Raw genomic sequence first — 26340 nt, forward strand, 5'->3', positions numbered from 1 at the left:
CGTTCGGCAGCGTATCCCGGCCCGTACGTGTGGGGGGTGCCTGTGTGCGGGGCGAGAGACCGGCCGCCATACACCATGCCGCCATGCGGGGTTCCGGATTGGGGAGCGCTCTTCGTGCGCCGGTAGGGTGATGAGCTGTGGCAGCACTACCGTTGAACGAACTTGTCGAGCCCGGGTGGGCGGACGCGCTGGGGCCCGTGGCGGGGCGTATCGCCGCGATGGGCGACTTCCTGCGTGCGGAGATCGCGGCCGGCCGGACCTATCTGCCGGCCGGGGCGCATGTCCTGCGTGCTTTCCAACAGCCCTTTGACGAGGTGCGGGTCCTGATCGTGGGTCAGGATCCCTACCCGACTCCAGGAATGGCCATCGGGCACAGTTTCGCGGTCGCGCCCGACGTGCGTTCCTTGCCGGGCAGCCTGGAGAACATCTTCCGGGAGCTGAACGCGGATCTCGGTCTGCCCCGGCCCTCCAACGGTGATCTGACGCCTTGGACGCGCCAGGGCGTGCTGTTGCTGAACAGGGCGTTGACCACGGCTCCCCGCAAACCCGCGGCTCATCGCGGCAAGGGCTGGGAGGAGGTGACCGAGCAGGCCATCCGTGCTCTGGCGGCGCGGGGCAAGCCGTTGGTGTCCGTGCTGTGGGGGCGTGACGCCCGTAACCTGCGCCCATTCCTCGGTGACTTCCCGGCGGTCGAGTCGGCTCATCCCTCTCCCATGTCGGCCGACCGCGGTTTCTTCGGCTCGCGTCCGTTCAGCCGTGTCAATGACCTTCTGGTCCGCCAGGGAGCCCAGCCGGTGGACTGGCGACTGCCGTAAAGGTGCAACTCCACGGGGGCGCGCGGTAGTTGTCCGCGCACCCCCGTCGTCATGCCTGTCAACCCGCCCACGCCGTACGGCGTTTGTCCGCCGAGGGTGCGTGGGGCCATGGGCGTCCGGACTCAGACGGCCCGGTGGTACTGCTGCGGAGTGTGCACCGTACCGCCGAGCTCGCCGGCCGCGCGGCGGGCCCAGGACGGGTCACGCAGCAGTTCCCTGCCGAGCAGTACGGCGTCCGCGTCACCGTTGGCGAGGATCTTCTCGGCCTGCTCGGGCTCGGTGATCAGACCGACGGCCGCCACGGGCAGCCGCGTCTCCGCCTTGACCCGGGCAGCGAAGGGCACCTGGTAGCCGGGGCCGACCGGGATCCGTGCGTCGGCGGCGTTGCCGCCACTGGAGACGTCGAGCAGGTCCACGCCGTGGGCCAGCAGTTCGTCCGCGAGGCGGACGGTGTCGTCGGCGTTCCAGCCGTCCTCGTCCAGCCAGTCGGTGGCGGAGATCCGGAAGAAGACCGGCAGCTCGTCGGGCCACTGCGCGCGTACGGCGTCCACGACCTCGAGGGCGAACCTCGCGCGGTTCTCGAAGGAGCCGCCGTAGGAGTCCGTACGCCGGTTGCTGTGCGGGGAGAGGAACTCGCCGATCAGATAGCCGTGCGCGCCGTGCACCTCGACGACCTCGAAGCCCGCCTCACGCGCGCGCTTCGCCGCCGCCGCGAACTGTCCGACGATCTCCTTGATCTGCTCCACGGTGAGCTCGGCGGGCACCAGGTGACCGTCCGCGAACGGCACCGGGCTGGGCGCCAGCGGCTCCCATCCGTCGGCCTCGGGGCCGACCGGGCCGCCACCCTTCCAGGGGCGGTCGGTACTGGCCTTGCGGCCCGCGTGACCCAACTGGACCCCTGATGTGGTGCCCTGTGAGGCGAGGAAGCGTGTGATCCGGCGGAAGGCCTCGACCTGGGTGTCGTTCCAGATGCCGAGGTCGGCGGGGCTGATCCGGCCCTCGGGGCTGACGGCCGTGGCCTCGACGAGGATCAGTCCGGTGCCGCCGGTCGCGCGAGCCGCGAGATGGGCGAAGTGCCAGTCGTTCGGCGCGCCGACGTCAGGTCCGGTGTCGGCCGCGGAGTACTGGCACATGGGCGCCATCCAGACCCGGTTGGGGATGGTCAGCGACCGAAGGGTGTACGGCTCGAACAGCGCGCTCACGGCGGACTCCATTCAGAACGTGGCGGACGGGCCGGCGCATCGGAGGGTGAGGCCGGCCAACGGGTCGTACGATACCCATCGTAGTAAGGTGAATGTCAAACTACGGGAATCCTCGTACAATGAGGTTCCCTCGATGAAGTGGAGCCGTAGTGACCACCGCGACCAGTACGCGCGAACTCGCCCACCCCGAGCGGGCGGAGATCCGTCTGGAGAGCGTGCTCCACGCCCTCTCCGAGCCGCTGCGCCTGCGTGTCGTCCGCGAGCTGGCCGCCGCGGACGGCGAACTCTCCTGTTCGTGTTTCGATCTGCCCGTCACCAAATCCACCACCACCCACCACTTCAGGGTGCTGCGCGAGAGCGGTGTGATCCGGCAGGTCTACCGTGGGACGGCCAAGATGAACGGGCTGCGCGGGGAGGACCTGGACGCTCTCTTTCCCGGTCTGCTCGACAGCGTCCTGGGTGCCGCCACGGCCCAGGCGGAGCGGCTCGGCGGCGCCTGATCCGGTCGGGCGGGCCAGGCGGGTGCGAGGCCGGATTCCGGTGCGATGCGCCGACAGGGTGCCGTCCGGGGCCGACGTGTGCGTGCCCTGACAATAAGGGCGGATTGCCTGATTAAGTTGCGAATGTGTCGGAACATGAATCGATTTCCGCCCAGGAGCCTCATGAGCGCGATGCGCGCGACGCGTGCGAGTGGCCCGTGTGGGAGGTCCAGGGGCACGGCACCGTCACCGGTGCCGGCGATCCCCGCGACGGTGCCGCGCGGCACGAGATTCTGCCGCCCTGGGTCGACATCCGGCTGACGTTCGCGGACGGCGCCCGGGTCGACGTACTCGCTGTGGTACGGGACGGCCGGATCGCCATCGAGGACGCGCAGGCCGACCCGCCACTGGCCCTGGACGGTTTCGCCGCCCTCGCCGAGGCGATCGAAGCGCCGCTCCAGAGCGCCTGCCAGGTGATCGTGGGGCCGCACCGGCCGCCCGCGCCGCAGCCGGCGGTTGGCGAGTCCGCCCGCGGTGAGGCCGCCCAGAGCGAATCGGCCCAGAGCGAATCGGGGGCCCAGGACGGACGGACCGAGCGGAGCGAACCCGGCCGGAGCGCAGCTGTGTGGGGTGAGCCGGCTGGTTCGGAGCTGATGGGCCCGGAGCTGATGGGCCCGGAGGTGACGGGCCCGGAGGTGACGGGGTCGGAGTCCTTTGGCGTCTCTGAGCCCGTCGTGGGCGGGCTCGACGCCGTCGCGGACTCCGCGCCGTACTGCGAACGAGAGCTGGGGTCGCGGCTGGAAACCGGCTTGGAATCGGGGTCGGAGCCGGTACTGGAGTCGGGGGCGGATCAAGATCCGGAGCCCGTGTCTGAGTGGGTGGAGCCGATGGAGCGGGCGGAAGGGGCGGCGCGGGAGCAGCGGGAACAGAACTCCTCCGGCCGGCATCGCGCCCGCCCGAATCTGCCGCGGGGGAGCGCTGCCCGGCGTACCGTCGCCGAGATCTACCGTGCGGCCCAGCGTGCGGGCACGGACCCGGTGCTCGCGGTCATGTCCGCCACCGGGTTCAGCCGCCGCAAGTCGCTCAGGCTCATCGCGGGGGCGCGCGACGAGGGGCATCTGACACCACGCCACCACCGGCGCTGACCAGCCGGATCGCAACACGCCCCCGGCCCGCGTCGGGACCCGTTCCGGGTCTCGTCGCGGGCTTCACATCGAACGCATACGGTTCATCTCCGAGGTCTGCTGCGAGATGACGTCGTTCGCCATCTCCTCGACCTGGACGTTGTTGCCTTCCGAGAGCGCCTCGGTGGCCATGGTGATCGCGCCTTGGTGGTGAGTGATCATCAGCGTGAGGAACAGCTGGTCGAAGGCCTTGCCCTTCGCCGCCCCCAGCTGGGTCAGTTGGGCCTCCGTGGCCATGCCGGGCATCGTGCCGTGGTCATGGCCCCGCTGTTTCTTCGCGCCGCCGTTGTTCTTCAGCCAGGCCTCCATCGCCCCGATCTCGGGCTTCTGGGCGGCGGCGATCCGTGCGGCGAGCCGCTTCACCTGATCCGATCCGGCCCTTTTCTCCACAAGTCCGGTCATGTCCAGTGCCTGGCCATGGTGCACGATCATCATCTGTGCGTAGCTGAAATCGGCGGAATTAGGGGTGTTGTCCGGTGCGGCCTTCACCGCCTCTTCGGGCGAGAGGGTCCTCGCCGCCTCACCCGGCTTGCCGGGCGCCACCACACCGGGCCCCTGATCCGCCTTGCTCTCTGTCCCGGCCGCGGTGTCGTCGTCGCCCGATTCGCAGGCCCCCAGGGCGAGTACGGCGACAGCGGCCATCGCCGCGACCGCCGATTGGCGGACTCGCGGACTTCTGCGACGGATCAACACGGCGACCTCCTGCGGCAGATGGTGTGGTGAAGACCGTCCTAGCATGCTTCCGCACACGAGTGATCAAAAACTTTCATTACGTCTGTGTTGCCATCTGTTGAGATGGACATGCGAAGGACGATACTGCCGAGGTCCATGACCCCGTTCAACTCCGAACGGATACAAGGGAGAACCGCAGTGACCTCGTTGCACACCACTCGCGTGCGGCGCAGACGTCTGGGCGTGGCAGCAGCCGCGGCCGGGCTCTTCGCCACTCTGCTGACCGCGGGACCCGCGGTCGCCACACCGGACCCCGGCGACAGCCCGGTCAAGGGGAAGATCTCCTCCAGCCAGGCCGCCGAGGCCAGAGAGGCCGTCCAGAACGGGGAGATACCCGGAGTGGACGAAGTCGTCCACAGCAAGAACATCGAGCACCTCACCAACGTCCCCAAGGACCTCATCGCGGGGACCAACTCGGACCTGGCCTTCCAGGGCAAGTACGCCTTCGCCGGCAACTACGACGGCTTCCGGATCTTCGACGTCAGCAACCCGAAGTCCCCGAAGACCGTCGCGCAGGTGCTCTGTCCCGGATCGCAGAACGACATCTCGGTCTCCGGTGACCTGCTCTTCCTCTCCACCGACTCCTCGCGCAGCGACAACTCCTGCAACAGCGCGGCGCAGCCCGCCACGGAGAAGTCCTCGTGGGAGGGCATGAAGATCTTCGACATCAGCGACAAGCGCAACCCCAAGTACGTCGCCGCTGTCGAGACCGCTTGCGGCTCGCACACCCACACGCTCGTGCCGGAGCGCAAGAACGTCTACGTCTACGTCTCCTCGTACTCGCCCAGCGCGTCCTTCCCGGACTGCCAGCCGCCGCACGACGGCATCTCCATCATCAAGGTGCCGCGCAAGGCCCCGCAGAAGGCCGCGCTCGTCAAGTTCGATGTGCTCTTCCCGGAGGGCGGCAACCCGGGAGCGCCCACCAATCCGGGTGTCTCCGCGACCACCGGCTGCCACGACCTGACCGTGCTGCCCTCGAAGGACCTGGCCGCCGGAGCCTGCATGGGTGACGGCATCATCTTCGACATCAAGAACCCGGAGCGCCCCAGGGTGATCGACCGGGTCCAGGACAATGTCAACTTCGCCTTCTGGCACTCGGCCACGTTCAACCAGACGGCGAACAAGGTCGTCTTCACCGACGAGCTGGGTGGCGGTGGCGCCGCCACCTGCAACGCCGAGATCGGCCCGAACCGGGGCGCCGACGGTATCTACGACATCGTCGGCAAGGGCGATCAGCGCAAGCTGGTCTTCCGCGGCTACTACAAGATCCCCCGCCATCAGGCGGACACCGAGAACTGCGTCGCCCACAACGGCTCGCTGATCCCGGTCAAGGGCCGCGACATCATGGTCCAGGCCTGGTACCAGGGCGGCGTCTCCGTATGGGACTTCACCAACTCCTCGAAGCCGAAGGAGATCGCCTACTTCGAGCGCGGTCCGATCTCGACCGAGACGATGGTCAGCGGAGGCTCCTGGTCGGCGTACTACTACAACGGCCACATCTTCTCGAACGACATCGCCAAGGGCTTCGACGTGCTGAAGCTCGACGACCGGACGACCGATCCCGCGAAGCGGGTGCGGATGGACGAGCTGAACGTGCAGACGCAGCCCGACTACTTCAAGGACTTCGGCCACTGAAGGACGATGTCCTGACTCGTTCCGCCGGGCGGCTCCCCGCCCGGCGGAACGCCGGACTCCCAGGCGAGCTCGTAGCGTTTGAACAGCTCGGCGCGCAGTCGCGGCATCGGCATCGGGGCCCCCGGCATGAGGACCGCGAAGACCGCGCCCATCAGCAGGGCGCGCAGCATCGGATAGTCGCTCTCCGCGTCCCGTGATCCGTACCGCGCCACCGTCTCGCGCAACAGCCCTGCCAGCCGCTGCTGTTCGGGGCACTGTACGAAGCCCTCGGCCTGCAGGATGCCTGCCATGTGCGTCCGCATCACCACGGGGCTGTCGGCCGCGAGGCCGAGGATGGCGTCGATCGCCCGCGCCATCAGCTCCCTCCCGTCGTCTGTGCACGGCTCGCGCATCAGCGCTGCCTCCAGGGTGCGGTGCATCAACCGGTGCACGGCGGACTGGAGAAGCTGCCGTTTCCCCGGGAAGTAGTACGAGATGAGACCGCGCGCGGAACCGGCCCGGTCGGCTATGTCGGCGAGCGTCGTGGCCTCGTACCCACGCTCGGCGACCAGTTCCACCGCCGCTTGCAGCAGCCGTTCCCGGGAACGCCGACGGCGCTCTTCATTGACCGATGCGCTCCGCGGGGACATGCTTGACTCCTGCGTTGACTGGCTCTCAGCCAATATACTCAGTGCGTCCCGTCGCGGGCCCCTTCCGGGTCTGTGCGTACGGGGCAGCCGCCGGTCTTGGGCGACGCGGGGGATCGCCCAAGACCGGCGGAGCGTAGATGGTGTGCAGGTTTGGCCGTATCTGGTCATCTCTGACCGTACTCTTGCTGACTTCCTGACGCTCCATCAGCTAAAGAAATGCTGTCGGGACCGTGCCAGGTGGTGCCGACCACGCTCGCGCGGCACCCACCGCTTCCCTCCCTCGGGGGCACGGTGACCGTTCCCCGAGCGGAAACTGCTGGGGCTGGCGGGCTCGGCGCAGGTGCAGGCCGAACGCGCGGGTCGGCAGACGACTTGCCCCCGCCCGGCCTCACGCCGTACGGGGTGAGGCCGGGCGGGTCGACCGGGCGCCGTTTGGACGGCAGACTCTGAGCAGACGTGGACGGTCTTGGTCTGCCCGTGCTCAGTGGACCGAGCAGATGGCCGAGGTGATGACGGCGGTCACCTCTTTCGGGTGCGAGATGAGTGTCAGGTGCGACCCGCCCTGGAACGTGGTGATCTTGGACTTGGCCCGGCGGGCCATACTCAGCTCGGACTGTGGCGTGATGATCTGATCGCCCGTGCTGATGAAATACCAGGACGGGATCTTCTTCCATGCCGCGTACTTGGACGGCGTGCCGAACGCCACGGTCGAAGCCGCCCGCTGCGACGCCCAGAGGTCAGTCGCCTGATCCCTGGGCAGGTCGTTGGCGAAGTTCTTGAGGAAGATGTTCTTCTTCAAGTACAGGTCCTTCGCACCTGCCGGGGCGCCCGGGTAGGCCACGTTGTCGAACAGCGTGTTGGGCGGCGCGTTGAGGGCGGATGTCTTGCCGCTGAGCGATCCGTTGGTCTCGCCCACCGCGGGCGCTGCCGCGTCGACGTAGACCAGGGCCTTCACGTTGTCCACCTGAGCCGCCGCGTTGGTGATGACCGAGCCGCCGTACGAGTGGCCGACCAGTACCACCGGACCGTGGAGAGTCCGCAGGAAATCGGCGACGGTCTCGGAGTCGGTGGTGAGGTTCCGCAGCGGGTTGGCGATGGCGCGGACGGGATACCCGGCTTCCCTCAGCAGCTTCAGTTCGCCGTTCCAGCTCGAGGCGTCGGCCCATGCTCCGTGGACGAGAACAACGGTGGGCTTCACCCCGCTCGCGCTGGTACAACTCGCCGACGGCTTTGCCTGCGGATTCGACGGGCCGCCGGTCCTCAGGGTCGCCGACGCGTTCGGGATGGTCAGCACACCGGCCGTGGCGACGGCGCAGAGCGCCGTCGCGAGTGATATGCCCCGCAGAGAGGCGCGGGAGGTCGCAAGCGTCATCTCTGTCCTCGATGCTCGGGACTACGCCTCCGAAGGGCGTAATCGATAACCTGATAGTCCATGCGATTCCATATCATTTCCACCTCAGATGGGCAGACCATCCAGGGTTTCCGGCGGAACTGAGGCGGCCCAGCCAGAGTTGGCCGATTCGGCCAGGCAAGTGAAACCAACTGACGCCGGCAGTTGCTGCTCGGTCAGCCGCCGTCTTCGGCTGGGGGCAGCACGATCTCGGAGGCGGCGTTCGCGGCCCTGGGCGCGGTCCATGGGACCAGGGCCGCTGGTCGGCCGGAGGTCATCCACGGCGCGGCAATGACCGTCGTCCCCGACTCGGTGACCGACCCCGTCGGCTACTAGCGACAACGTCACCAGCAGCCTCGACTTCGTCACGCACCTGCTCGCAACAACTGCCGCCGCATGATCTTCAGCTCCTCGCGTCGATTTACCGGACCGGCCAGGACTTCACCGTCGACGAAAATTCCCGCCACGCCCCGCAAAGCCCCTACGCCCGGACCAAAACCGTGTGCGAAGGCATGTTCGCCGACATCGCCGCCACCCAGCCGATCCGGATCCTGTCCCTGCGCTACTTCAATCCCATCGGCGCCGACCCCCAGCTACGGACCGGCCTCCAGCTGCGCCGGCCCAGCCACGCCCTGGGCAAACTGATCTCCGCCCACGAGGCGGGCGTGCCCTTCGACATCACCGGAACGCACTGGCCGTCCCGCGGAGGATCCTTGCCCCGGCACCGTCAGCTCCCCTGCCGTTCCGACGCACGCAGGCGCACCAGCCCACGCCATGCCCTCGCCACCCGGACAGCCAGCGGCGCCCCGTCCCCGGAATCCCGGATACGTGGCCGCGCTCGCCGCCCACCAGGCCAGCAAGAAGAGCAAGACCAAGTCCGCGGATCCAGGCAGCCTCCGAGCGTCAGATCCGCGACCAGGCCCGCGAGCCCGAAGAACGGTTTTGAGACCGGGCCGCCCTGGAAGAGCTCCGCAAACGAGCCGCTCACCGGGAAACGATCTCCTCGCCGTTCAGCGAGGAATCGCCCAGCCCGGTGTCCAGGTCCCGGCGATGTCGTGGCCGGCGGTCGTGGCGGCGAGGTGGGTGCGGAGGGTGGCCAGCGCTGGGTGGGGGTTGTCGCGGTGCCAGAGGAGCGAGTGCGGGTAGACGGGCGTCGGGTCGGTCACCGGGATGCGGCGCAGGCCATGGTCGGCGGGCCAGATGAGGCGGGTGTGCTCGCCCATGAAGGTGGCCAGCGCCGGGGTGTCGGAGATGGTGTCGAGGAGCGCGTCGGAGCCGAAGTTGGGGCCGGTCACCTCGATGGTGAGGCCGAACTCGGCGACGAGGTCGTCGTAGTAGGCGCCCCACTCTGTACCGGGGGCGATGCCGGGCATCCAGATCCGGTGCCCGGTGAGCTGGGCGACGGTCACCGAACGGGCGCTCGCCAGCGCGTGGGCGGGGCCGGTGAGGAGCTGGAGCGGCTCGTCGAGCACCCGGACGGAGGCGATGTCCTCGGGCAGGGATCGACCGGGCGCGGCGACGGCGCGGAAAGACGCGTCGATCGCACCGGAGCGGATGGCGGTGACGGCCGTCTCGATGTCGAACAGCATCATCACGTCGAGGTCGATCCCGGGGTGTGCGCGGTGGAAGCCGCGCATCAGGCCCGACTGCGCGCTGCGCGAGGCGATCACGTCGACGCGCAGCGGACGGCGGCCGGGACGCACGGACGCGCCCGCACGCTCGGCGACGCGCAGCAGCTCGCGTGCGTGGGGCAGGAACGCCTGACCATCGATGGTGAGTTCGGCGCCGCGTGGGGCACGGGTGAACAACCGCACGCCGAGGTTGCTCTCCAACGCGGCGATGCGTTTGGAGACAGCCTGTTGGGTGATCGACAGGTCGGTGGCGGCTTTCTGGAACTGGCCCGCTTCCGCGACGGCGACAAAGGTACGTACAGCTTCGAGGTCCACGCCGATCCACCTTAGTGAACAACTGATGGTTGTGGATCACTGACAGGTCAGTTGTTTGACCTGCTGTTGTCCTGCCCGCTTACCTCTCATTGGTCAACGTCAGTTTGTTCGGGTGGGACCTCAAGGGGAGTGCGCTGAGCATGGTGGGCAGGAGACGGTTGGGCCGGCAGTTCGGCTGGCTGTGGGCGTCATATGCGGTGAGCGCCTACGGGGCCGGGCTGGGATTCGGGGCGTTGCCGCTGATCGCCGTGGTGGTGTTGCATGCCGGACCCGCTGAGGTGTCCGCGCTGTCCGCGGTGGGGCCTGCGGTGGGTGCGCTGATCGCCGTGCCGCTTGCGCCGTGGGTGGAGTTTCGGCGCAAGCGCCCGGTCATGATCATGATGGACCTGGCCCGGTTTGCGGCTATGGCCACGATCCCGGTCGCCTACGCCTTCGGATGGCTCAGTTTCGTCCAGCTGCTCGTGGTCTCGGCCGTGGTCGCCGCAGCCAAGATTGTCTTCAACGCGGCCAGCGGCGCCTTCCTCAAGGCCCTCGTGCGGCCGGACGACCTGCTCGTGGCCAGCGCGCGGTTCGAGTCCACGAACTGGAGCTCCATCGCGGTGGGGCCACCGCTGGGCGGGGCGGCGATCGGCCTGTTCGGGCCGGTCACCACCGTGGTGGCCGACGCGCTCAGCTACCTCCTCTCCGCGCTGGGCATCACCGCGATCCGCGGCCGGGAAGAAGCGCCGCGAACGACCGACCAGAGCCCGCTCCGGGCGGGCGCACTGCTCGACGGCTGGCGACACATCATGGGCCACCCCGGTCTGCGGCCGCTCTACCTCAACCAAATGCTCGTCGCCGGTCTGATCATGGCTACCGAGCCGCTGCTGGCCGTGCTCCTGCTTCGCCAGCTCGGGTTCCCACCCTGGCAGTACGCCCTGGCCTTCGCCGCCCCCTGCCTCGGTGGACTCATCGGCTCCCGGCTGGCCCGCCGTGTCGTGGCCCGCTTCGGCCGGCACCGGGTCTTCCGGACCGTCGGCACCCTGCGTGCCATCTGGCTGATCGGCCTGGCCTTTGTCCGTCCTGGCGTCATCGGTCTCGTCACCGTGATCGCCGTCGAACTGGCGATCATCATCAACATGAGCCTGTACAGCCCGGTACTCGCCACCTACCGGCTCGAACACACTCCCAAGCATCTCGTCGCCCGCACCCTGTCGGCCTGGTCGATCGGTCAGCAGGCCTCCATCGCCGTCCTCACCGCGCTCGCCGGGCTGCTCGCCGACGTCACCAGCCCACGCACCGCTCTCACGGTCGCGGGACTGCTCATCCTGACCACCCCGCTCCTGCTTCCCCGACAGGACCAGACGTCGCAGCACGAGCCGGAACTGTCCCGCAGCCACTCATGAGGCACCACAACTTGCCACCCGCAGGCCGCAGCGATCCGCCGGTGCGCGTCCGCGTCGACCTGGCACACCACCGGTTAAGGAGAACACTCGCGTGAGCACTGCCCCCGCGCTTGACCCCACCCACACCGCGCTTCTCGTCATGGACTACCAGCCCGCGATCGTGGCCTTTGTGCCCGAAGGCGAGGACCGAAACGCCCTGCTCGGTCGTGTGGGAGGGGCCATCGCCGACGTTCGCGCACATGGCGGCACCATCGCCTACGTACGCGTCGGCTTCACCGATGCCGACTGGGACGCGATCCCGGCCTCCAGCAAGTCCTTCGCCCCGCTGGCTCAACACCGCGTCATGCACCACGAGGACCCCGCCGCTGCCATCCCCGAGCGCCTGGCTCCCCAGGACGGCGACATCATCGTGCGCAAGATCCGCCACGGCGGTATGTCCACCACCGGCCTCGACCAGCAGCTACGCGAGCGCGGTATCACCACTCTGGTCGTCTCCGGCACCAGCACCAGCGGCGCCGTCCTGTCCACCGTCATCGACGCGGCCGACCGCGACTACCAGCTCTACGTCCTGTCCGACGGCGTCGCCGACCCGGACACCGAAGTCCACAACGTCCTGCTCCACCATGTCTTCCCCTCACGGGCCCACATCATCGACACCACCGAGCTGCGCACCCTGCTCCGGGCTGACTGACTCGGACCAGGAGCCGATCCCACCCACGGCCGACGCACCCACCCGGTGTGGCGGCCGCCCGCACCTCGGTGCCGACCCAGCGGCAGCCCGTCTGGTCCTGCTGTTCGCCCAGCCCGTCAGCCGCCTGGAGCCGTAACTCCTCGCGGAACTAATGCCGTTCGGCGGTCAGGCCGCCCCTTGTGGATACCGCATACCCCGGTGACACCGCAGCGGATGACCACCCGTCAGCCCCTACGACTCCACGATTTCAACCTCAGTAACTGACAATCATTCGATGGCGTGGGGTCGGACACCGCGTCCGCGGTGCGGGTGCTGAATCTTCGGCAGTCGTGTTGACGGACTGTGTGGAGGAGATCGACCGTCATCCGGCGAACGTCGCCGCCGGACGGATCGACCTGGCCACCGCCCCGATGATCTCCGCCTGGGGACGCCGCCCGTATTCGGGGACGCCGCCCGTAGTCCTCCCCGACTGGTCATCAGGCGGCTCCGGTACGTGGTGTTGTTCTCCGCGAAGTCGCCGAAGGCTCCGGCCGTACCGGGGTCCGGCGCAGGGCATCGAGTGCTCGGTGTGCCGTCGGCCTGGGGCTGTCGATCCGTCGTACGGCTGAGTACGCTTCCTGACGTTCCGAACTCTAGATCGCTACCAATTACTGGGAGGCGTTCCATGGTGAGGCTCCGCAGCGCACAGTGGTACGCGGGTCAGGACCGCAATGCCTATATCCACCGGGCGTGGATGCGACGAGGCGTGCCCGGCGAGGCCTTCACCGGTCGGCCGCAGATCGCCATCGCCAACACCGCATCGGACCTGACTCCCTGCAACGCGCATCTGAACGAGGTCGCGGCCTCGGTCCGTAACGGTGTGTACGAGGCGGGCGGGATCCCGCTGGACCTGCCCGTGGTGTCGCTGGGCGAGACGCAGGTGCGGCCCACTGCCATGCTCTGGCGCAACATGGCCGCGATGGCCACGGAGGAGATGCTGCGGGCCAACCCCATCGACGGCGTCGTCCTGCTGGGCGGCTGCGACAAGACCATCCCGTCGCTGCTCATGGCCGCCGCCTCGGTGGACCTGCCCGCCGTCGTCGTGCCCGGCGGCCCGATGCTCACCGGGACTTTCCGCGGCACGCCGCTGGGCTGCGGTACCGACGTGTGGCGGCTGTCGGAGGAGGTCCGGGCCGGCACGCTCTCCTCGGAGCAGTTCACCCGATCCGAGTCGGCGATGATCCGCAGCCGCGGACACTGCAACACCATGGGCACCGCCTCGACGATGGCCTTCGTCGCCGAGGCGTTGGGCATGGTCCTTCCCGGTACGGCCGGAATCCCCGCCCCCGACAGCCGTTTGCTGGAGGCCGCGCACCACACCGGCCGACTGGCCGTGGACATGGTCGCCGCCGACCGGCGGCCGGGTTCCTTCCTGACCGAGGCGTCCTTCCACAACGCGATTGTGGCGCTGGCCGCCGTCGGCGGTTCGACCAACGCGGTTGTTCATCTTCTCGCGATCGCGGGCCGCCTGGGGGTCGATCTGTCGCTCGACGACATCGACCGCATCGGCTCCCGCGTTCCCGTCCTGGTGGACCTCCAGCCGGCCGGCCGCTTCCTCATGGAGGACTTGCACCGAGCCGGGGGACTGCTCGCCGTCCTGCGCGAGGTGCGCGACCTGCTCGATCCCGACGCGCTGACCGTCACCGGCAGACCACTCGCCGAGTTCGTCGAGGACGCTTCGATCTGGGACGGCGATGTCATCCGCACGCGCGCCGAGCCGATGGTCGCCGAGGGCGGCATCGCCGTACTGCGCGGCAACCTCGCTCCGGACGGCGCGCTCATCAAACCGGCTGCCGCCTCCCCGCGATTGCTCAGGCATCGCGGCCGGGCCGTCGTCTTCGACTCCATCGAGGACTTCCACACCCGCATCGACGACCCGGAACTCGATGTCGACGCCGATTCGGTTCTTGTTCTGCGCGGCTGCGGCCCCAAGGGCTACCCGGGCATGCCCGAGGTCTCGAACATGCCGCTGCCGAAGAAGCTGCTCGAACAGGGCGTCCGCGACATGGTCCGTATCTGCGACGGCCGCATGAGTGGCACCGCCTACGGCACCGTCGTCCTGCACGTGGCGCCGGAGGCCGCGGCCGGAGGGCCCCTCGCGCTGGTGCGAACCGGGGACCTCGTCACCCTCGACGTCGAGGCCCGCCGCATCGATGTCGACGTACCCGCCGACGAACTCGCCCGAAGGATCCCCAACGAGGCCACCGTCACCGGCTTCGCCAAGCCCCGACGTGGCTGGGAGCGGCTCTACGTCGACCACGTCCTCCAGGCCGACACCGGCGCCGACCTCGACTTCCTCGTCGGCTCCAGCGGTTCTGAAGTGAGCCGTGAGTCGCACTGATCGCGACGTCGGGCTCCTCTCTCGACCCCTGGGCATCGGACGGTCAGGAGGGGCGTAAGGATCCACCTTCCACACACTGCGCGGAGTCTTTCGAATCGTCGGCAGTGAGGCGCTGGGCACGTAGCCCCCTCTACCATGGGCTCCGTTTTGATCTCGGGGTGGAAGGCGAACGACCATGGCAGACAAGCGAGTTATCGTCGTGACCGGTGGAGGAACGGGCATTGGCGCAGCCACTGCCCGGCTGTTGCGCGAGGGTGGCCACCATGTGGTGGTCTCCGGGCGGCGAGCCGAACCGTTACGGCAACTCGAACGGGAGATCGAGGTACTGGCGTATCCGTCCGATGTGAGTGATCCCGATGCGGCAGACGGTCTCGTCCGCGCGGCCCTCGCTGCCCACGGGCGGCTCGATGGTCTTGTGCTCAACGCGGGTATCGGGCGTGGTGGAGCTGTTGGCGACTTGTCGTTGGAGGACTGGGACGACGTGATGCGTACCAACGTCACTGGTCCACTGCTGCTCCTGCGTGCGGCGATCCCACACCTGTTGCAGGCGCGGGGATCGGTAGTCGCCGTGGCGTCGGTCTCCGCACTGCGCAACGGCGCGAGCAACGTTCCGTACGCCACGTCCAAGGCCGCCCTGCTGCAGCTGTGCCGTTCCGTCGCCATCGATTACGGGACTCGGGGAGTGCGCGCCAACATCGTGTGCCCCAGCTGGGTGAAGAGCGAGATGGCCGACCGGCGCATGGCGCGATTCGCTCAGGAAGCGGACTTGGCGGACGGCAGCGTGGAGTCCGCGTACCAGGAGGCGACTCGGTTCCTGCCCATGGGGCGGCCGGGCGAGCCACGTGAAGTCGCCGAGGCGATTGGCTGGTTGCTCTCTCCAGCGGCGTCCTACGTCAATGGCGCAGTGCTCACCGTTGATGGTGGGGCGACAGCCCTGGATCCCGGGACCGTGGGGTTCGACTTCCACGTGACACCACGCGGCGGTGTGCGGAACTCGTGATGCTAGATCTGGTCCACGGGCGTCTCGGAGTGAGCGACCCAGCCCGGCCGAACCGAGCAAAACGCTGAGGTCAGGGCACTTGCGCCCCAGAAACCTCACATCGAGCGCCACCAAAACACTTCTTCCGGGAACACAATGAAGTGTGTGGGTATCGCTGCGGCGAGCTGCTGGAGAGCACGGCTGTCGGAGGCGGCGCGGTGGTGTTGTGCCCATTGTTTCCGCTCCGGGGCCGGGGGCAGGCGGATGAGTGAGTGCCTACGAAAGGACCGACATGAGTGCCGGAGAGAAGGCCAAGGCCAAGACCGAGCAGGTTGTCGGGAAGGCCGTGAGGAAGGTGGCCCACGCGATGGGCAACGAGACCACCGCAGCCAAGGGAGCCGCACTGGAAGCCCGGGGCAAGGCCCGGGGCACCAAGGAGAGGTCGAAGGACAGCTTCAAGCGCTGACCAGGCCACGCCACGTTGTGGGCGGAGGCCGGTGCGAGGCTTGAGCAGGTTGGTGTGTCCGGCGGTGCGCAGCCGGGCTTGGCGCTGCAACGGGCTTGCCCCCAGCGCACATCGCGTCGCACCGGCCCCGCTCCGGCGTGCGCGCGTGCGGCGGCGGCCTCTGCCGCTCGTGCCCTTGCGCTGATCTTCGGGCGCGGCTGTGGAGCGTGTCCAGCTGATCATCTACGTGGCCGGACGGGCTGGCCACCGTGTTCGCGGTGTCGATGGCGGCGTATCGGCGCTGCTCGGAGCGGGTGTCCTGGCTGGAGCGGGGATGCCGAGTACCCCATCAGTGGTCGAGGTCGACTATCTCCCCGGCTGGCTCACGGAAATCTATGTCGGCTGGAGTAGACATTGGGTGGTGGTGTGGTTATGGTTTCTCTCGTAGCCGAGATCGAGCGAGGCCCGGCAGAGATGAACTGCCGGGCAGTGGTAGACGCAGTTCGCAGGACGGTGCGGTAGTGGAGTTCCGGAGCCATTGTTTTCGCAAGACGGTGACGGGACTGACGACCGGACCGGGTGGCCCGTAGTGATCAGGGGCCGCCATGAGCAGTGGCGCACTTCGCGCAACAGCAGTTCCGTAGGTGTAGTTCGCATCACCAGCAGTACGCAGTTCCGCTTGGTAAGTGATTGATTCGAGGGAAGAACGGAGGAGTTGACGCCATCAGGATCGCCCGGGAGGAGTCTTCGCCCCGGGTACCGCAGGACATCGATAGTGAGGTGGTCTCCGGTCGAGCAACCGCGATCCCCGCGCCCCCGACAGCGTTCAGGTCGGGTCTGCGGAAACAGAGGGCCGGCGCAGTATCAGGGTCGGCAGATGGTGTAGCAGTTCCTTCGGGGCCCTGGTGCCGGTACGGCGCCAGGGCCCCTCAACGCGTTTCACAGAGAGGTGCAATGACAGCAAACGACTCGTTCGGCCGTCTCGATGACGACGACTACCCCGCCTACACCATGGGCCGGGCTGCCGAAATGATCGGCACCACCCAGGGCTTCCTCCGCGCCATCGGAGAAGCCCGCCTGATCACCCCGCTCCGCTCTGCGGGCGGCCACCGCCGCTACTCCCGTTACCAACTGCGCATCGCGGCCCGCGCCAGGGAACTCGTCGACCAAGGCACCCCCATCGAGGCCGCCTGCCGCATCGTCATCCTCGAAGATCAGCTCGAAGAAGCCCAGCGCATCAACGCCGAACACCGCCGGACCGCCGGACCCTCCGGTCCGCCCGTGTCCTGAGACGGTCCGCCCGGGTCCTCCGGTGTGCGCGTTTCGCTGTGCCGTGCGGCAGGAGAACAGAGCGTCGGCTTCATCGAGCAGGACGGCGGCGTGCTGACGTGTTGGTGAACAGCGACCGCTCTTCCCGAAACGTTGTGCTCCGGTTGGATTAATAGCTACGACCGCGAGGTGAGGGTTTGATGCGCCGCGCCGGGAGTGTTTTTATCGCAACGAGCGGAATTGAATTATGTAACGTACGCCGGTTATCAGGGCATGCTACTGTCGCTCTCAGTTGCAGTCTTGGTTCCCAAATTCAAGCGCCTCCAGCGGTACTTTCAGTCGTTGGAAGCGTTTTTGTGTTTCCGGTCATTCCGGAGGGGTGTCATCGCGGCGACCCGGTATCCGTACATTGCGGGTACCGGCGTACTGCCCCAAAGGAGATATGGCATGGCATCTGGCACCGTGAAGTGGTTCAACGCGGCAAAGGGTTTCGGCTTCATCGAGCAGGATGGTGGCGGTGCCGACGTGTTCGCCCACTTCTCGAACATCGCGGCCCAGGGGTTCCGTGAATTGCTCGAAGGTCAGAAGGTCACCTTCGACATCGCGCAGGGCCAGAAGGGCCCGACGGCCGAGAACATCGTTCCCGCCTGACCCTGACGTGCACTCTGCGGCGGGGGCCCGCATCCCTCAAGATGCAGGGCCTCCGCCGCCGGAATTTCGCATGGTGGAATCACGTGGAACTACCATCGCCGCAGGCATTATCCAGCGATGCGGGCCTCCCTCGAAGCTGCACTTGTCTGAAGTCCGGTATTTCACGTACGCGTGACGCCACCCTTTTCGTCGCCTGCATCCACATACCGGATTCACTGCAGGCCGGATTTTCCTTCGCATTTCATTCGGCTCATTCTTGTGATCCCCGTGCTGCTCTTGCTCGGTGGGAATTTCTTGATACGTGCCGTACCAAGGAAGGTTCTGAATGAACCCCGTACCTACGGACGACCATTCCTCCCACAATCGGACCAGCGGCACTGCTTTTGGCTCCGGTTCGGGCCGGGTCAGCCGCTTCGGCTCGTTCGCCCCGAGTGATGGGAAATGGGTGGGCATGGATATCCGTCGCAGGAACAACATCATCGTCACCGGCCGAGTGGACGGGCCGGTGCTCCTGCTGGCCCACGGGTTCGGTTGTGACCAGAACATGTGGCGCCTGGTGGTCCCCATGCTGGCCGAGGACTTCCGGCTGGTGCTTTTCGACTACGTGGGCTCCGGCCGCTCGGACCCTTCGGCCTGGAGTGAGCAGCGCTACAACTCGTTGGAGGGCTACGCCTCGGATGTGCTGGATGTCTGCGAGGAGCTGGACCTGCGCAATGTGATCTTCGTGGGGCACTCGGTCAGTGCCATGGTCGGCGTTCTCGCAGCGGCCAAGGCACCTCAGCGGTTCTCCCGCCTGGTGATGGTGGCTCCGTCGCCCCGCTACATCGACGAGGACGGGTACCGGGGCGGATTCAGCGCGGACGATATCGGTGAGCTGTTGGAGTCGCTGGAGTCGAACTATCTGGGCTGGTCGGCGGCGATGGCCCCGGTGATCATGGGTAACGCGGACCGGCCAGAACTCGGCCAGGAGCTGACTACCTCGTTCTGCGCGACCGACCCGGAGATGGCTCGGGTCTTCGCCCGCACGACGTTCCTGTCGGACAGCCGCGAAGACCTCAAGAAGGTCGCGGTGCCGACGCTGGTGCTGGAATGCACGCAGGACGTGATCGCCCCCCGCGAGGTCGGCGCCTACGTCAACGACGCGATCCCGGGCAGCCGCCTGGTCACGCTGGAGGCGACGGGGCACTGCCCACAGCTGAGCGCACCGCAGGCCACCGCGGTGGCGATCACCGACTTCATAAAATCGGCCCGCTGATGTGCCTCACCGATCAGAATCCGGACGGGGAGCAAGACATGGAAGTCACCGACGTGGCCTTCACCGCCCTGCTGGAGGACAGCGCGGAGGAGCTCTACGAGCAGGCGCCCTGTGGCTACTTGTCAACGCTGATGGACGGCACCATCGCGAAGATCAACACCACCCTTCTGGAGTGGCTGGGTCTTTCACGGCGGCAGGTGGTGGGCCGGATGCGGTTCACCGATCTGCTCACCGTGGGCGGCAAGCTTTACCACGAGACGCACTTCGCCCCGCTGTTGCAAATGAACGGCGAGGTCAGCGGCATCGCCCTGGACATCAAAGCCACTGACGGGCAGCGGGTGCCGGTGCTCGTCACCTCGAAGGTGAAGACCAGCGACGACGGCGAACCGATGCTCGTCCGCACCACAGTCTTCGATGCCCGCGATCGGCGCGCCTACGAGACCGAGCTGCTGCGTGGACGCCAGGCGGCTGAAGAAGCACGCCGACAGGCCGAGGCCGACCGCGAGCAACTCCAGGAAGCCCTCGCCGTCCTACAGCAGAGCCTGTTGCCCGCCGAGCTGCCAACGGTCCCGGGCCTGGAAGCCGAATCCTATTACCACACGGCCTCTCCGGATCTTCTCGGCGGAGACTTCTACGACCTGTTCCCGCTCGGCGCGGACCAGTGGGCGTTCTTCCTGGGCGACGTGTGCGGCAAAGGCCCCCAGGCCGCCGCGGTCACCTCACTGACCCGCTACACACTGCGGGCGGCCGCCCTGTACGACCCCGACCCCGTCACCGTGCTGACCACCCTGAACACCGTGCTGCACGAGCGCTACACCAATGGCGACACTCGGTACTGCACCGCCATATTCGGTGTCCTGCGCCCGGACAGCGACCATGTCAGCGTGCACTTGGCCTCCGGTGGTCACCCCTCCGCACTGATCCAACGCGCTGATGGCACCGCGCAGTACCTGCCCACCCCTGGCGGCATGCTCATCGGCCCACTGCCCCACGCAAAGTTCACGGCCGCCCGCACCCAACTGTTCCCCGGCGACACCCTGCTGCTCTACACCGACGGCCTGACCGAAGCCCGCACCGGCCCCAAGCTTGAGCTCTACGGTGATGATGCCCTGCGCGCCTTCACCGCAGAACAGCCCGCCGCGGGACCCCGGGCCCTTGTCACCGCTCTGACCGGGCTCCTCGCCGGCTTCGGTGACGGACTCGACGACGACACAGCGCTTCTCGCCCTCGGCGTGCCCGCCCCGGTTCCCACCCTGGACCGGGTCTTCACCCTCCACCCCGGCACATCAAAAGCCACCAACAGGTTTGCCCACGAGTCGTGAAGGCGGTTGTTCACGAGTCGGGGGAGGTACTCGAACCACCAGTGCCCCACGGCGCAAACAGAAGGTGAGCCAGAATCCGAGTTTTGACGCACTGGGGCTTGCCAGGGGGCCGTGGTCTGCCACGAGGCCAGGGCTCCCGTGGGCGGTCAGCGTTGCCGGCTGTCAGCTGACGGAGTCCATGAAGCTCAGCATCCGGCGGCTGACCTCCTCCGCGTGATCGATCTGCGGTCCGTGGCCGGTGTCGGAGACGATTTCGGCGCGGGCTCCGGGTATCAGGCGTGGAATCCGCTCCACTTGCCGCTCTGGGTGCACGAGGAGGCTTCGCTTGCCAAGCACCAGATGGAGCGGGGTACGAATGGCGGACAGTTCGTCCTCGGACAGAGGGAGTGGAGCCGGGCGGCGTATGCGGTAGGCGCGGACACCCGATCTGATCATCGTGCGCAGCTCCGGCACGATGAGGACGGGCTGCTCCAGCCAGGCTGCCAACCGTGGGCGAAGCGCCTTGGGGGCGAAGGTCGCCAAGAGACTGGCGAAGATCCAGACGAAGAAACGCAGCCCTACCCTTTCCAGACCTCCGGGGTCGAGCAGCGTGACCGAGGCGAGGCGGCCGGGCCTGCGGTGCGCTTGGTTGAGGGTGAGCCATCCGCCGTAGGAGGCGCCGACAAGGTGCACGCGCTCAAGCCCGAGCCCGGTAAGTGTCTCGTCCAGCCACTGTGCGGCTCGGTCGGGTTGATGGATGGGTTCGCGCTGCACGCTGCGTCCTGGATCGCCTGGGGTGTCGATCGCGTAGACGGGGCGGTCGGCGCTGAGGGCGGGGGTGTTCGGATACCACATGGCAGAGCAGGAGCCCGCTCCGTGGACCAGGACGACGGGAGTGCGGGACTGGGCCGCTGGGTTCATGGGGCCGTACCGGTAGACGTGCGTGGTGCCGAAGGACGTCTCCACGTCCATTTCCGCGAGCGTGGGCGCCCCCAGCGCATAAACGGCGTCGCAGGCCGCGAAGTAGCGGTCACGCAAGCGATCGCTCACATAGCGGCCGACATCGGCCTGGGTGTGAGTCGTGGTCTCGGACACGGCCACCTCCGGGATTTCGATTTTTGGTGATACGAACGTACCACGTTGTTGGTACGGCTGTATCATCATGTCCAGGAAGGCCCCGGACAGGGCAATCGACGAGCGGAGGGGCGGCCGATGCCCAAGCGCGTGGACCACGCGGAACGGCGTAGCGAGATCGCCGACGCACTCGTTCGGGTCGCCGGACGACGCGGCCTGCACGCCGTAGGGATGCGTGACGTGGCAGCGGAGGCAGGGGTGTCACTGCGACTGGTGCAGTACTACTTCGAGACCAAGGAAAAGCTGCTGCTGTACGGGCTGCAGCAGCTGGCGGAGAAATTCGGGGAACGAGTCGCAGCCAGATCCCGGGCCGTCGGCGACGGCCAGGGACCGCGCGCAATGATCGAGGCGCTTCTGATGGAGTCGTTGCCGACCGACGAGGAGAGCCGCGCCTTCCACCTCGTGTACACGTCGTACGCCGTTCTGGCCGTGACCGATCAGGCGCTCGCCGCCCAGCCGTTCATCCGGAACCCTGATGCCGCCGAGGAGGCCCTGGCCGAACTTCTCCGGCAGGCACAGGAGGCGGATCTCGTTCAGCCCGGTGCGGACGTCCAGTTGGAGGCGGTCAGCCTGCTCGCCATGTCTGCGGGACTCGGCATCAGCGTCCTTGTCGGCCAGCGTGGCCCGGACTCCGCCGCCGCGGTGCTGAACCACCACCTGGACCGGCTTTTCCAAGCGGGTGGGCTCGGTTCCCTGACGCGGCGGGCGCACGAATGACGTCGTTTCTCGTGAACCTCTGTGAGTCCGATGTCCTGTCGTTTCCCGCCGGGTGGTGCGACGGCGGGAAACGCGATCTGGGTGCGGCAACAAAATTCGTTGCCGCACCCAGTGACAGCGCTACGTAATAACTCGCGCGGTGCTGCTTGTCGCCCGGCTACCAGCGATACCACCGGCCTCGCTTTCCGCCGGAACCGACGGACCTCATCACGAAGCCCAGCAGCCAGACGGCGATGATGATCACCGCGACGATCCACAAGGCTTTGAGTGCGAACCCGGCACCGAAGAGAATCAGGGCGAGAAGCAGAACGAGAAGTAGGGGAACCATAGTTATCAACCTCCGGACGGTCGTGTGCCCCGCCGTACTCCGCTCAATCAGGAAACCCGTCATTTTTCTTCGAAACGTCATGGACCGAGTTTCCATGTCACTTGATTTCACTTACGGTCAGACGGCGTACCCGGTTTGATTTTCGTGCGGGATCCCTGATAAGTGATGCCATGAGTTTCATTTTGTTTCCGGCTGTTTTGCCGGGGCAGGGGAGGTGGACGGCCGCACAGCGGCACCTCGCCCGGCAGGGCCGGGCACATTTACTGGAGGATCGCATGCTCAAGGCCATCGCAGATGTATTCCGCGCCATCGGCGGAGCTGTCGCCACCGTCGTCACTCTTCCGTTCCGGGCCATTGCCCGGCTCTTCGGTGGAGCCTCCGACAGCGCACACGGCCGCCACTGAGCAGGCAGGCAAGCAGAGGGCCCGCTCGTGCGGGCTCCGGTTTTGCCTGCATTTTACTGCGACGTGAACAGACCGGTGGAGGGCGGCCCTTAAAGGGCCGCCCTCCACCTTGATCGTGGATTTTCCGGCTGCCCGGGTTGCGGCGGCCGGAAAATCTGTAATTTCCGTATGACGTGGCCGTCCGGAGTGGATCCCTTGTTTCACCCTCCGGTCGGGCACCGGTACAGTTCACCCTTCGGCAGACACCTCCCGCAATTTCGCGGCTCTGCCACTTCACTTCGGACGGTGGCGGATGACCAGCACACGAGACCAGCAGCAGGATCCCGAGCCGGCGGAGCCGGCCATGCCGGACACCGCGGAACGCGCGAAACGGATACGGCGCCGACTGGAGCGACTGATCGGCATCGCGGCCACCGAAGGTAATTCGCTCCTTCCACTCCGTAACGGGGATGAGATCTTCGCGGCGATGCTGACGGGAATCAGTGCCGCGGAGCACACCGTGGACATGATGACCTTCGTGTACTGGCGAGGTGACATAGCCCACCGGTTCGCCGAGGCTCTGTCCGAGCGGGCCCGCGCCGGATTGCGGGTGCGGCTGCTGCTGGACGGCTTCGGCAGCAGGCTGATCGAGAAGGATCAGCTGGAAGCCATGGAACGGGCGGGCGTGCAGGTTGCCTGGTTCCGTAAGCCTCTTCACCTCTCGCCCTTCAAGCAAAATCACCGCTGCCACCGAAAGGTCCTCGTCGTGGACGAGGAAACAGCGTTCACCGGTGGCGTGGGTATCGCCGAGGAATGGTGTGGCAACGCACGAGACGAGAGTGAATGGCGGGACACGCACGTCCAGGTGCGTGGCCCGGCCGTGGACGGCATCGCCGCGGCGTTCGCCCAGAACTGGGCGGAGTGTCATGACGAACTGTTCGATGAGCGGGACCGCTTCATCGAGCACTCCCGGCCTGGCGATGCGGTCGTGCAGGTGGTGCGGGGGTCGGCGAGCTTCGGCTGGCAGGACATGCAGACCCTGATCCGGGTCATGCTGGAGTCCGCCCAGGAACGCGTGCGACTGACCACGGCGTATTTCTCGCCGGATCCGTACTTCGTCGCGATGCTGTGTGCGACCGCCCGTCGTGGGGTGGAAGTGGAGATCCTGCTGCCGGGCCCGCACACCGACAAACGCGTTTCCCAGCTCGCCGGCCAGCAGCACTACGAGGAACTGACAGCCTGCGGCGTCAAGATCCACCAGTACCAGCCGACCATGATGCATGCCAAGATCATTACGGTTGACCGGGTCGCCTCCCTGATCGGGTCGACGAACTTCAACCGCCGCTCGCTCGACCATGATGAAGAGGTCATGCTCGCCGTCCTGGACGAGCGGTTCACCGCGACGCTGGACCGGCACTTCGAGGAAGACCTGGCGGTGAGTGAACCGATCGACGGGCGCCGCTGGAAGGGCCGTTCGGCGATACAACGGACGAAGGAAGCGGCTGTCCGGCCCATCCGCCGGTTCCTGTAGGGCGCGCTACCTCCAGGTGAGGCGCCACCGACGAGGTGGACGACTTCCCCCGAAGGGGAGGGGAGGCAAGTGCCGGCCTCCTCGACTCGGCCGGCCCTTGGCGCCGACGATCCTGGCCCCATGCCGGACCGCCGTCCCACTCGCGGCACCGAGGCCCATCGGCGTGCATGATCCACCCTGTGTGAGCGCACTGCCGTCACAGATGATGGAACAAAGATGTATCCAATGACGTGATAATGATGGTTTCTGCCCCTTCAGTAATGCCTGGCGTCCCACCTACCGTTGCGGCCATGTGAACGGCCTGGCTGTCGGCTGATCAGCACTTCTTCGACCTTGTGAGAAGTCTTTCGGGAGCTCCTCGGGGAGCTGCTGATCAGCCTGACGGGTTTCTGGAGGGAGAGGGCAATGGCGCCTGCGGAACTACTCATCGGAAGCCGATGGCAAGCGTCGGCAGGGTCGGGACGGACCCGGGATGTGACGTCGCCCTTCGACGGCTCGACCGTCGGTACCGTCGGGGAGGCCGGCCCCGAGGACGTCGAGGTGGCCCTGGCGGCGGCGGAGCGGGGCGCCGCGGTTTGGCGGCGTACCTCAGCTCATGAGCGGATGACGATCCTGCTGCGCGCGGCGGAACTCGCCGACCAGCGAGCCGCCAAGATCGCGCAGACCATCAGCTCGGAGTCGGGCAAGACCATCACGGAGGCCACCGGCGAGGCGGCGCGATCCGGGGATCTGATCCGTCTCGCGGCCTTCGAAGGCACTCAACTCTACGGCGAAACACTGCCGTTGGACGCCAATCGTGGCACCGGGCAGGACAAGGTGGGCTTCACGCTGCGCCAGCCGTGCGGTGTCGTGGTGGCCATCACACCGTTCAACTACCCGGCCCTGCTCGTGCTGCACAAACTGGCGCCCGCGCTCGCGGCGGGGAACGCGGTGGTCCTCAAGCCGGCCACCTCGACACCGCTGACCGCGCTGGAACTCGCCGAGTGCTTCGTGGACGCCGGGCTTCCCGAGGGCGTGCTCTCGGTGCTCGTCGGCTCCGGCGGGGTGCTGGGGGACGCCCTCGTGACCGACCCGCGCGTACGGAAGATCTCCTTCACCGGCTCCACGGCGACCGGCGAGCACATCGCGCGGGCCGCGGGAGTGAAGAAGCTCTCCCTCGAACTGGGCGCCTCCTGCCCGGTCGTCGTACTGCCCGACGCCGATCTCGAACTGGCCGCGAGCGCTGTCGCGTTGGGCGGATACGTCAATGCCGGGCAGGTGTGCATCTCCGTCCAGCGAGTGATCACACACCCCGAGGTCACCGCCGACTTCCTCGACGCCCTCGTCCCCAAGGTCCGGGCCATCAGGACCGGGGACCCGTCGTCCCCCGACACGACCATGGGCTCCCTGATCACGACCACCGAGGCGGAACGGGTGGAGCGGGCCATCGCGCGGGCCGGGGCGGACGGCGCACGCGTCCTGACCGGCGGCGAGCGCGACGGGACCGTGGTGAGCCCGGCCGTCGTGGCCGATGTCGATCCCGACTCCTCGTTCAGCCAGCAGGAGTTGTTCGGTCCGGCGGTCGCCGTCAGTTCGGCCGCCGACTGGGAGTCCGCCATCGCCCAGGCCAACGGCACCGCCTACGGCCTCGGTGCGGGGATCTTCACCTCCGACGTGGCCGGCGCGGTCCGTGCCATCCGGGAGATCGACGCCGGTTCCGTCCACATCAACTGGACGCCTCTATGGCGTGCCGACCTCATGCCGTACGGGGGTCTGAAGGGCAGCGGTTACGGCAAGGAAGGCCCCCGCGCCGCGGTGAGCGAGATGACCGAGGTCAAGACCGTCGTCCTGCACGGCCGCCCCTGGTGACGCGGCCGCGTCCCCGTACACATCCCCGAGC

Annotated in this window: 24 protein-coding genes and 2 pseudogenes; 19 read left to right on the plus strand and 7 right to left on the minus strand. The window is 67.4% G+C overall.

What is annotated here, in order from left to right; genetic code table 11:
- Positions 1-137 precede the first annotated feature (137 nt).
- Positions 138-815 (plus strand): uracil-DNA glycosylase, encoded by a 678-nt coding sequence (locus ACIQD6_RS26290; RefSeq protein WP_401886500.1) that lies wholly within the window; start codon positions 138-140, stop codon positions 813-815.
- A gap of 122 nt (positions 816-937) precedes the next feature.
- Here ACIQD6_RS26290 and ACIQD6_RS26295 read toward each other — a convergent pair whose 3' ends face one another.
- Positions 938-2017 (minus strand): NADH:flavin oxidoreductase/NADH oxidase, encoded by a 1080-nt coding sequence (locus ACIQD6_RS26295; protein ID WP_401886502.1) that lies wholly within the window; start codon positions 2015-2017, stop codon positions 938-940.
- Between the two features lie 149 nt (positions 2018-2166).
- On the opposite strand from ACIQD6_RS26295, the gene ACIQD6_RS26300 reads away from it, so the two are divergent.
- A complete protein-coding gene (locus ACIQD6_RS26300; RefSeq protein WP_401886504.1) occupies positions 2167-2517 on the plus strand; it encodes an ArsR/SmtB family transcription factor in 351 nt (116 codons plus the stop codon).
- Between the two features lie 125 nt (positions 2518-2642).
- A complete protein-coding gene (locus ACIQD6_RS26305; protein ID WP_401886507.1) occupies positions 2643-3641 on the plus strand; it encodes a DUF6214 family protein in 999 nt (332 codons plus the stop codon).
- Positions 3642-3704: 63 nt separating this feature from the next.
- Here the strand turns inward: ACIQD6_RS26305 and ACIQD6_RS26310 are convergent, their stop codons facing one another.
- Entirely contained in the window at positions 3705-4391 is a 687-nt protein-coding gene (locus tag ACIQD6_RS26310) for a DUF305 domain-containing protein (RefSeq protein ID WP_401886821.1), read from the minus strand.
- Between the two features lie 117 nt (positions 4392-4508).
- Between ACIQD6_RS26310 and ACIQD6_RS26315 the strand changes: the two genes are divergently transcribed.
- Positions 4509-6047 carry an LVIVD repeat-containing protein gene (locus tag ACIQD6_RS26315; protein ID WP_401886510.1) on the plus strand — a complete coding sequence of 513 codons (1539 nt, stop codon included), beginning with the start codon at positions 4509-4511 and terminating at the stop codon, positions 6045-6047.
- Here ACIQD6_RS26315 and ACIQD6_RS26320 read toward each other — a convergent pair.
- Together ACIQD6_RS26320 and ACIQD6_RS26325 are read right to left on the minus strand one after the other, a co-directional pair.
- Positions 6023-6676 (minus strand): TetR/AcrR family transcriptional regulator, encoded by a 654-nt coding sequence (locus ACIQD6_RS26320; RefSeq protein ID WP_401886512.1) that lies wholly within the window; start codon positions 6674-6676, stop codon positions 6023-6025. The two genes, ACIQD6_RS26315 and ACIQD6_RS26320, sit on opposite strands and share 25 nt — an antisense overlap.
- Positions 6677-7157: 481 nt before the next feature.
- Positions 7158-8048, minus strand: coding sequence for an alpha/beta hydrolase (locus ACIQD6_RS26325; RefSeq protein ID WP_401886514.1), 891 nt, complete (start codon positions 8046-8048; stop codon positions 7158-7160).
- Between the two features lie 518 nt (positions 8049-8566).
- Between ACIQD6_RS26325 and ACIQD6_RS26330 the strand changes: the two are divergent.
- Positions 8567-8674: pseudogene (locus ACIQD6_RS26330) on the plus strand (UDP-glucose 4-epimerase GalE); the annotation flags it as partial.
- 402 nt (positions 8675-9076) lie between these two features.
- Here the strand turns inward: ACIQD6_RS26330 and ACIQD6_RS26335 are convergent.
- Complete coding sequence (locus ACIQD6_RS26335) at positions 9077-10012, minus strand: LysR family transcriptional regulator (protein ID WP_401886517.1); 936 nt, start codon at positions 10010-10012, stop codon at positions 9077-9079.
- Between the two features lie 140 nt (positions 10013-10152).
- Between ACIQD6_RS26335 and ACIQD6_RS26340 the strand changes: the two genes are divergently transcribed.
- The 10 genes and pseudogenes from ACIQD6_RS26340 (at position 10153) to ACIQD6_RS26385 (ending at position 20389) form a co-directional block, all read left to right on the plus strand.
- Positions 10153-11397, plus strand: a complete 1245-nt coding sequence (locus ACIQD6_RS26340; RefSeq protein ID WP_401886520.1) for an MFS transporter — start codon at positions 10153-10155, stop codon at positions 11395-11397.
- A 91-nt stretch (positions 11398-11488) separates the two neighbouring features.
- Positions 11489-12088, plus strand: coding sequence for a cysteine hydrolase family protein (locus tag ACIQD6_RS26345; protein WP_401886523.1), 600 nt, complete (start codon positions 11489-11491; stop codon positions 12086-12088).
- A gap of 347 nt (positions 12089-12435) precedes the next feature.
- Positions 12436-12525, plus strand: a pseudogene (locus ACIQD6_RS26350) (SAM-dependent methyltransferase); the annotation flags it as partial.
- Between the two features lie 227 nt (positions 12526-12752).
- Positions 12753-14468 (plus strand): IlvD/Edd family dehydratase, encoded by a 1716-nt coding sequence (locus ACIQD6_RS26355; protein WP_401886526.1) that lies wholly within the window; start codon positions 12753-12755, stop codon positions 14466-14468.
- A 175-nt stretch (positions 14469-14643) separates the two neighbouring features.
- Entirely contained in the window at positions 14644-15468 is an 825-nt protein-coding gene (locus ACIQD6_RS26360; RefSeq protein WP_401886529.1) for an SDR family NAD(P)-dependent oxidoreductase, read from the plus strand.
- Positions 15469-15739: 271 nt separating this feature from the next.
- Positions 15740-15913 (plus strand): hypothetical protein, encoded by a 174-nt coding sequence (locus tag ACIQD6_RS26365; RefSeq protein ID WP_401886532.1) that lies wholly within the window; start codon positions 15740-15742, stop codon positions 15911-15913.
- 933 nt (positions 15914-16846) lie between these two features.
- A complete protein-coding gene (locus ACIQD6_RS26370; RefSeq protein WP_401886535.1) occupies positions 16847-17182 on the plus strand; it encodes a MerR family transcriptional regulator in 336 nt (111 codons plus the stop codon).
- A 426-nt stretch (positions 17183-17608) separates the two neighbouring features.
- Entirely contained in the window at positions 17609-17812 is a 204-nt protein-coding gene (locus tag ACIQD6_RS26375; protein ID WP_030304224.1) for a cold-shock protein, read from the plus strand.
- A 451-nt stretch (positions 17813-18263) separates the two neighbouring features.
- Positions 18264-19067, plus strand: coding sequence for an alpha/beta fold hydrolase (locus ACIQD6_RS26380; protein ID WP_401886824.1), 804 nt, complete (start codon positions 18264-18266; stop codon positions 19065-19067).
- Entirely contained in the window at positions 19067-20389 is a 1323-nt protein-coding gene (locus tag ACIQD6_RS26385; protein WP_401886538.1) for a PP2C family protein-serine/threonine phosphatase, read from the plus strand. The genes ACIQD6_RS26380 and ACIQD6_RS26385 overlap by 1 nt, the downstream gene beginning before the upstream one ends.
- 162 nt (positions 20390-20551) lie before the next feature.
- On the opposite strand, the gene ACIQD6_RS26390 is transcribed toward ACIQD6_RS26385, so the two are convergent.
- Entirely contained in the window at positions 20552-21469 is a 918-nt protein-coding gene (locus ACIQD6_RS26390; RefSeq protein ID WP_401886827.1) for an alpha/beta fold hydrolase, read from the minus strand.
- Positions 21470-21580: 111 nt separating this feature from the next.
- On the opposite strand from ACIQD6_RS26390, the gene ACIQD6_RS26395 reads away from it, so the two are divergent.
- Positions 21581-22219: a TetR/AcrR family transcriptional regulator gene (locus tag ACIQD6_RS26395; protein ID WP_401886541.1), complete on the plus strand. Its 639-nt coding sequence runs from the start codon at positions 21581-21583 to the stop codon at positions 22217-22219.
- Between the two features lie 157 nt (positions 22220-22376).
- Here ACIQD6_RS26395 and ACIQD6_RS26400 read toward each other — a convergent pair whose 3' ends face one another.
- Positions 22377-22547: a hydrophobic protein gene (locus ACIQD6_RS26400; RefSeq protein WP_401886544.1), complete on the minus strand. Its 171-nt coding sequence runs from the start codon at positions 22545-22547 to the stop codon at positions 22377-22379.
- Positions 22548-22822: 275 nt separating this feature from the next.
- Between ACIQD6_RS26400 and ACIQD6_RS26405 the strand changes: the two genes are divergently transcribed.
- The 3 genes from ACIQD6_RS26405 (at position 22823) to ACIQD6_RS26415 (ending at position 26309) form a co-directional block, all read left to right on the plus strand.
- Positions 22823-22951, plus strand: coding sequence for an LPFR motif small protein (locus ACIQD6_RS26405; protein ID WP_401886547.1), 129 nt, complete (start codon positions 22823-22825; stop codon positions 22949-22951).
- Between the two features lie 292 nt (positions 22952-23243).
- Positions 23244-24461, plus strand: a complete 1218-nt coding sequence (locus ACIQD6_RS26410; RefSeq protein ID WP_401886550.1) for a phosphatidylserine/phosphatidylglycerophosphate/cardiolipin synthase family protein — start codon at positions 23244-23246, stop codon at positions 24459-24461.
- Between the two features lie 405 nt (positions 24462-24866).
- Complete coding sequence (locus ACIQD6_RS26415; protein ID WP_401886552.1) at positions 24867-26309, plus strand: aldehyde dehydrogenase family protein; 1443 nt, start codon at positions 24867-24869, stop codon at positions 26307-26309.
- The last annotated feature ends 31 nt before the right edge of the window (positions 26310-26340 follow it).

This window comes from Streptomyces sp. NPDC088400 (assembly GCF_044753355.1).
Lineage (GTDB): Bacteria > Actinomycetota > Actinomycetes > Streptomycetales > Streptomycetaceae > Streptomyces.

Bases quoted from the DNA above. Each gene is read 5' to 3' on its own strand.
- ACIQD6_RS26315 (WP_401886510.1), top strand. From the start codon at position 4,509: ATGACCCCGTTCAACTCCGAACGGATACAAGGGAGAACCGCAGTGACC.
- ACIQD6_RS26320 (WP_401886512.1), bottom strand. From the start codon at position 6,676: ATGTCCCCGCGGAGCGCATCGGTCAATGAAGAGCGCCGTCGGCGTTCC.
- ACIQD6_RS26325 (WP_401886514.1), bottom strand. From the start codon at position 8,048: ATGACGCTTGCGACCTCCCGCGCCTCTCTGCGGGGCATATCACTCGCG.
- ACIQD6_RS26340 (WP_401886520.1), top strand. From the start codon at position 10,153: ATGGTGGGCAGGAGACGGTTGGGCCGGCAGTTCGGCTGGCTGTGGGCG.
- ACIQD6_RS26355 (WP_401886526.1), top strand. From the start codon at position 12,753: ATGGTGAGGCTCCGCAGCGCACAGTGGTACGCGGGTCAGGACCGCAAT.
- ACIQD6_RS26360 (WP_401886529.1), top strand. From the start codon at position 14,644: ATGGCAGACAAGCGAGTTATCGTCGTGACCGGTGGAGGAACGGGCATT.
- ACIQD6_RS26365 (WP_401886532.1), top strand. From the start codon at position 15,740: ATGAGTGCCGGAGAGAAGGCCAAGGCCAAGACCGAGCAGGTTGTCGGG.
- ACIQD6_RS26370 (WP_401886535.1), top strand. From the start codon at position 16,847: ATGACAGCAAACGACTCGTTCGGCCGTCTCGATGACGACGACTACCCC.
- ACIQD6_RS26375 (WP_030304224.1), top strand. From the start codon at position 17,609: ATGGCATCTGGCACCGTGAAGTGGTTCAACGCGGCAAAGGGTTTCGGC.
- ACIQD6_RS26380 (WP_401886824.1), top strand. From the start codon at position 18,264: ATGGATATCCGTCGCAGGAACAACATCATCGTCACCGGCCGAGTGGAC.
- ACIQD6_RS26385 (WP_401886538.1), top strand. From the start codon at position 19,067: ATGTGCCTCACCGATCAGAATCCGGACGGGGAGCAAGACATGGAAGTC.
- ACIQD6_RS26395 (WP_401886541.1), top strand. From the start codon at position 21,581: ATGCCCAAGCGCGTGGACCACGCGGAACGGCGTAGCGAGATCGCCGAC.
- ACIQD6_RS26400 (WP_401886544.1), bottom strand. From the start codon at position 22,547: ATGGTTCCCCTACTTCTCGTTCTGCTTCTCGCCCTGATTCTCTTCGGT.
- ACIQD6_RS26405 (WP_401886547.1), top strand. From the start codon at position 22,823: ATGCTCAAGGCCATCGCAGATGTATTCCGCGCCATCGGCGGAGCTGTC.
- ACIQD6_RS26410 (WP_401886550.1), top strand. From the start codon at position 23,244: ATGACCAGCACACGAGACCAGCAGCAGGATCCCGAGCCGGCGGAGCCG.
- ACIQD6_RS26415 (WP_401886552.1), top strand. From the start codon at position 24,867: ATGGCGCCTGCGGAACTACTCATCGGAAGCCGATGGCAAGCGTCGGCA.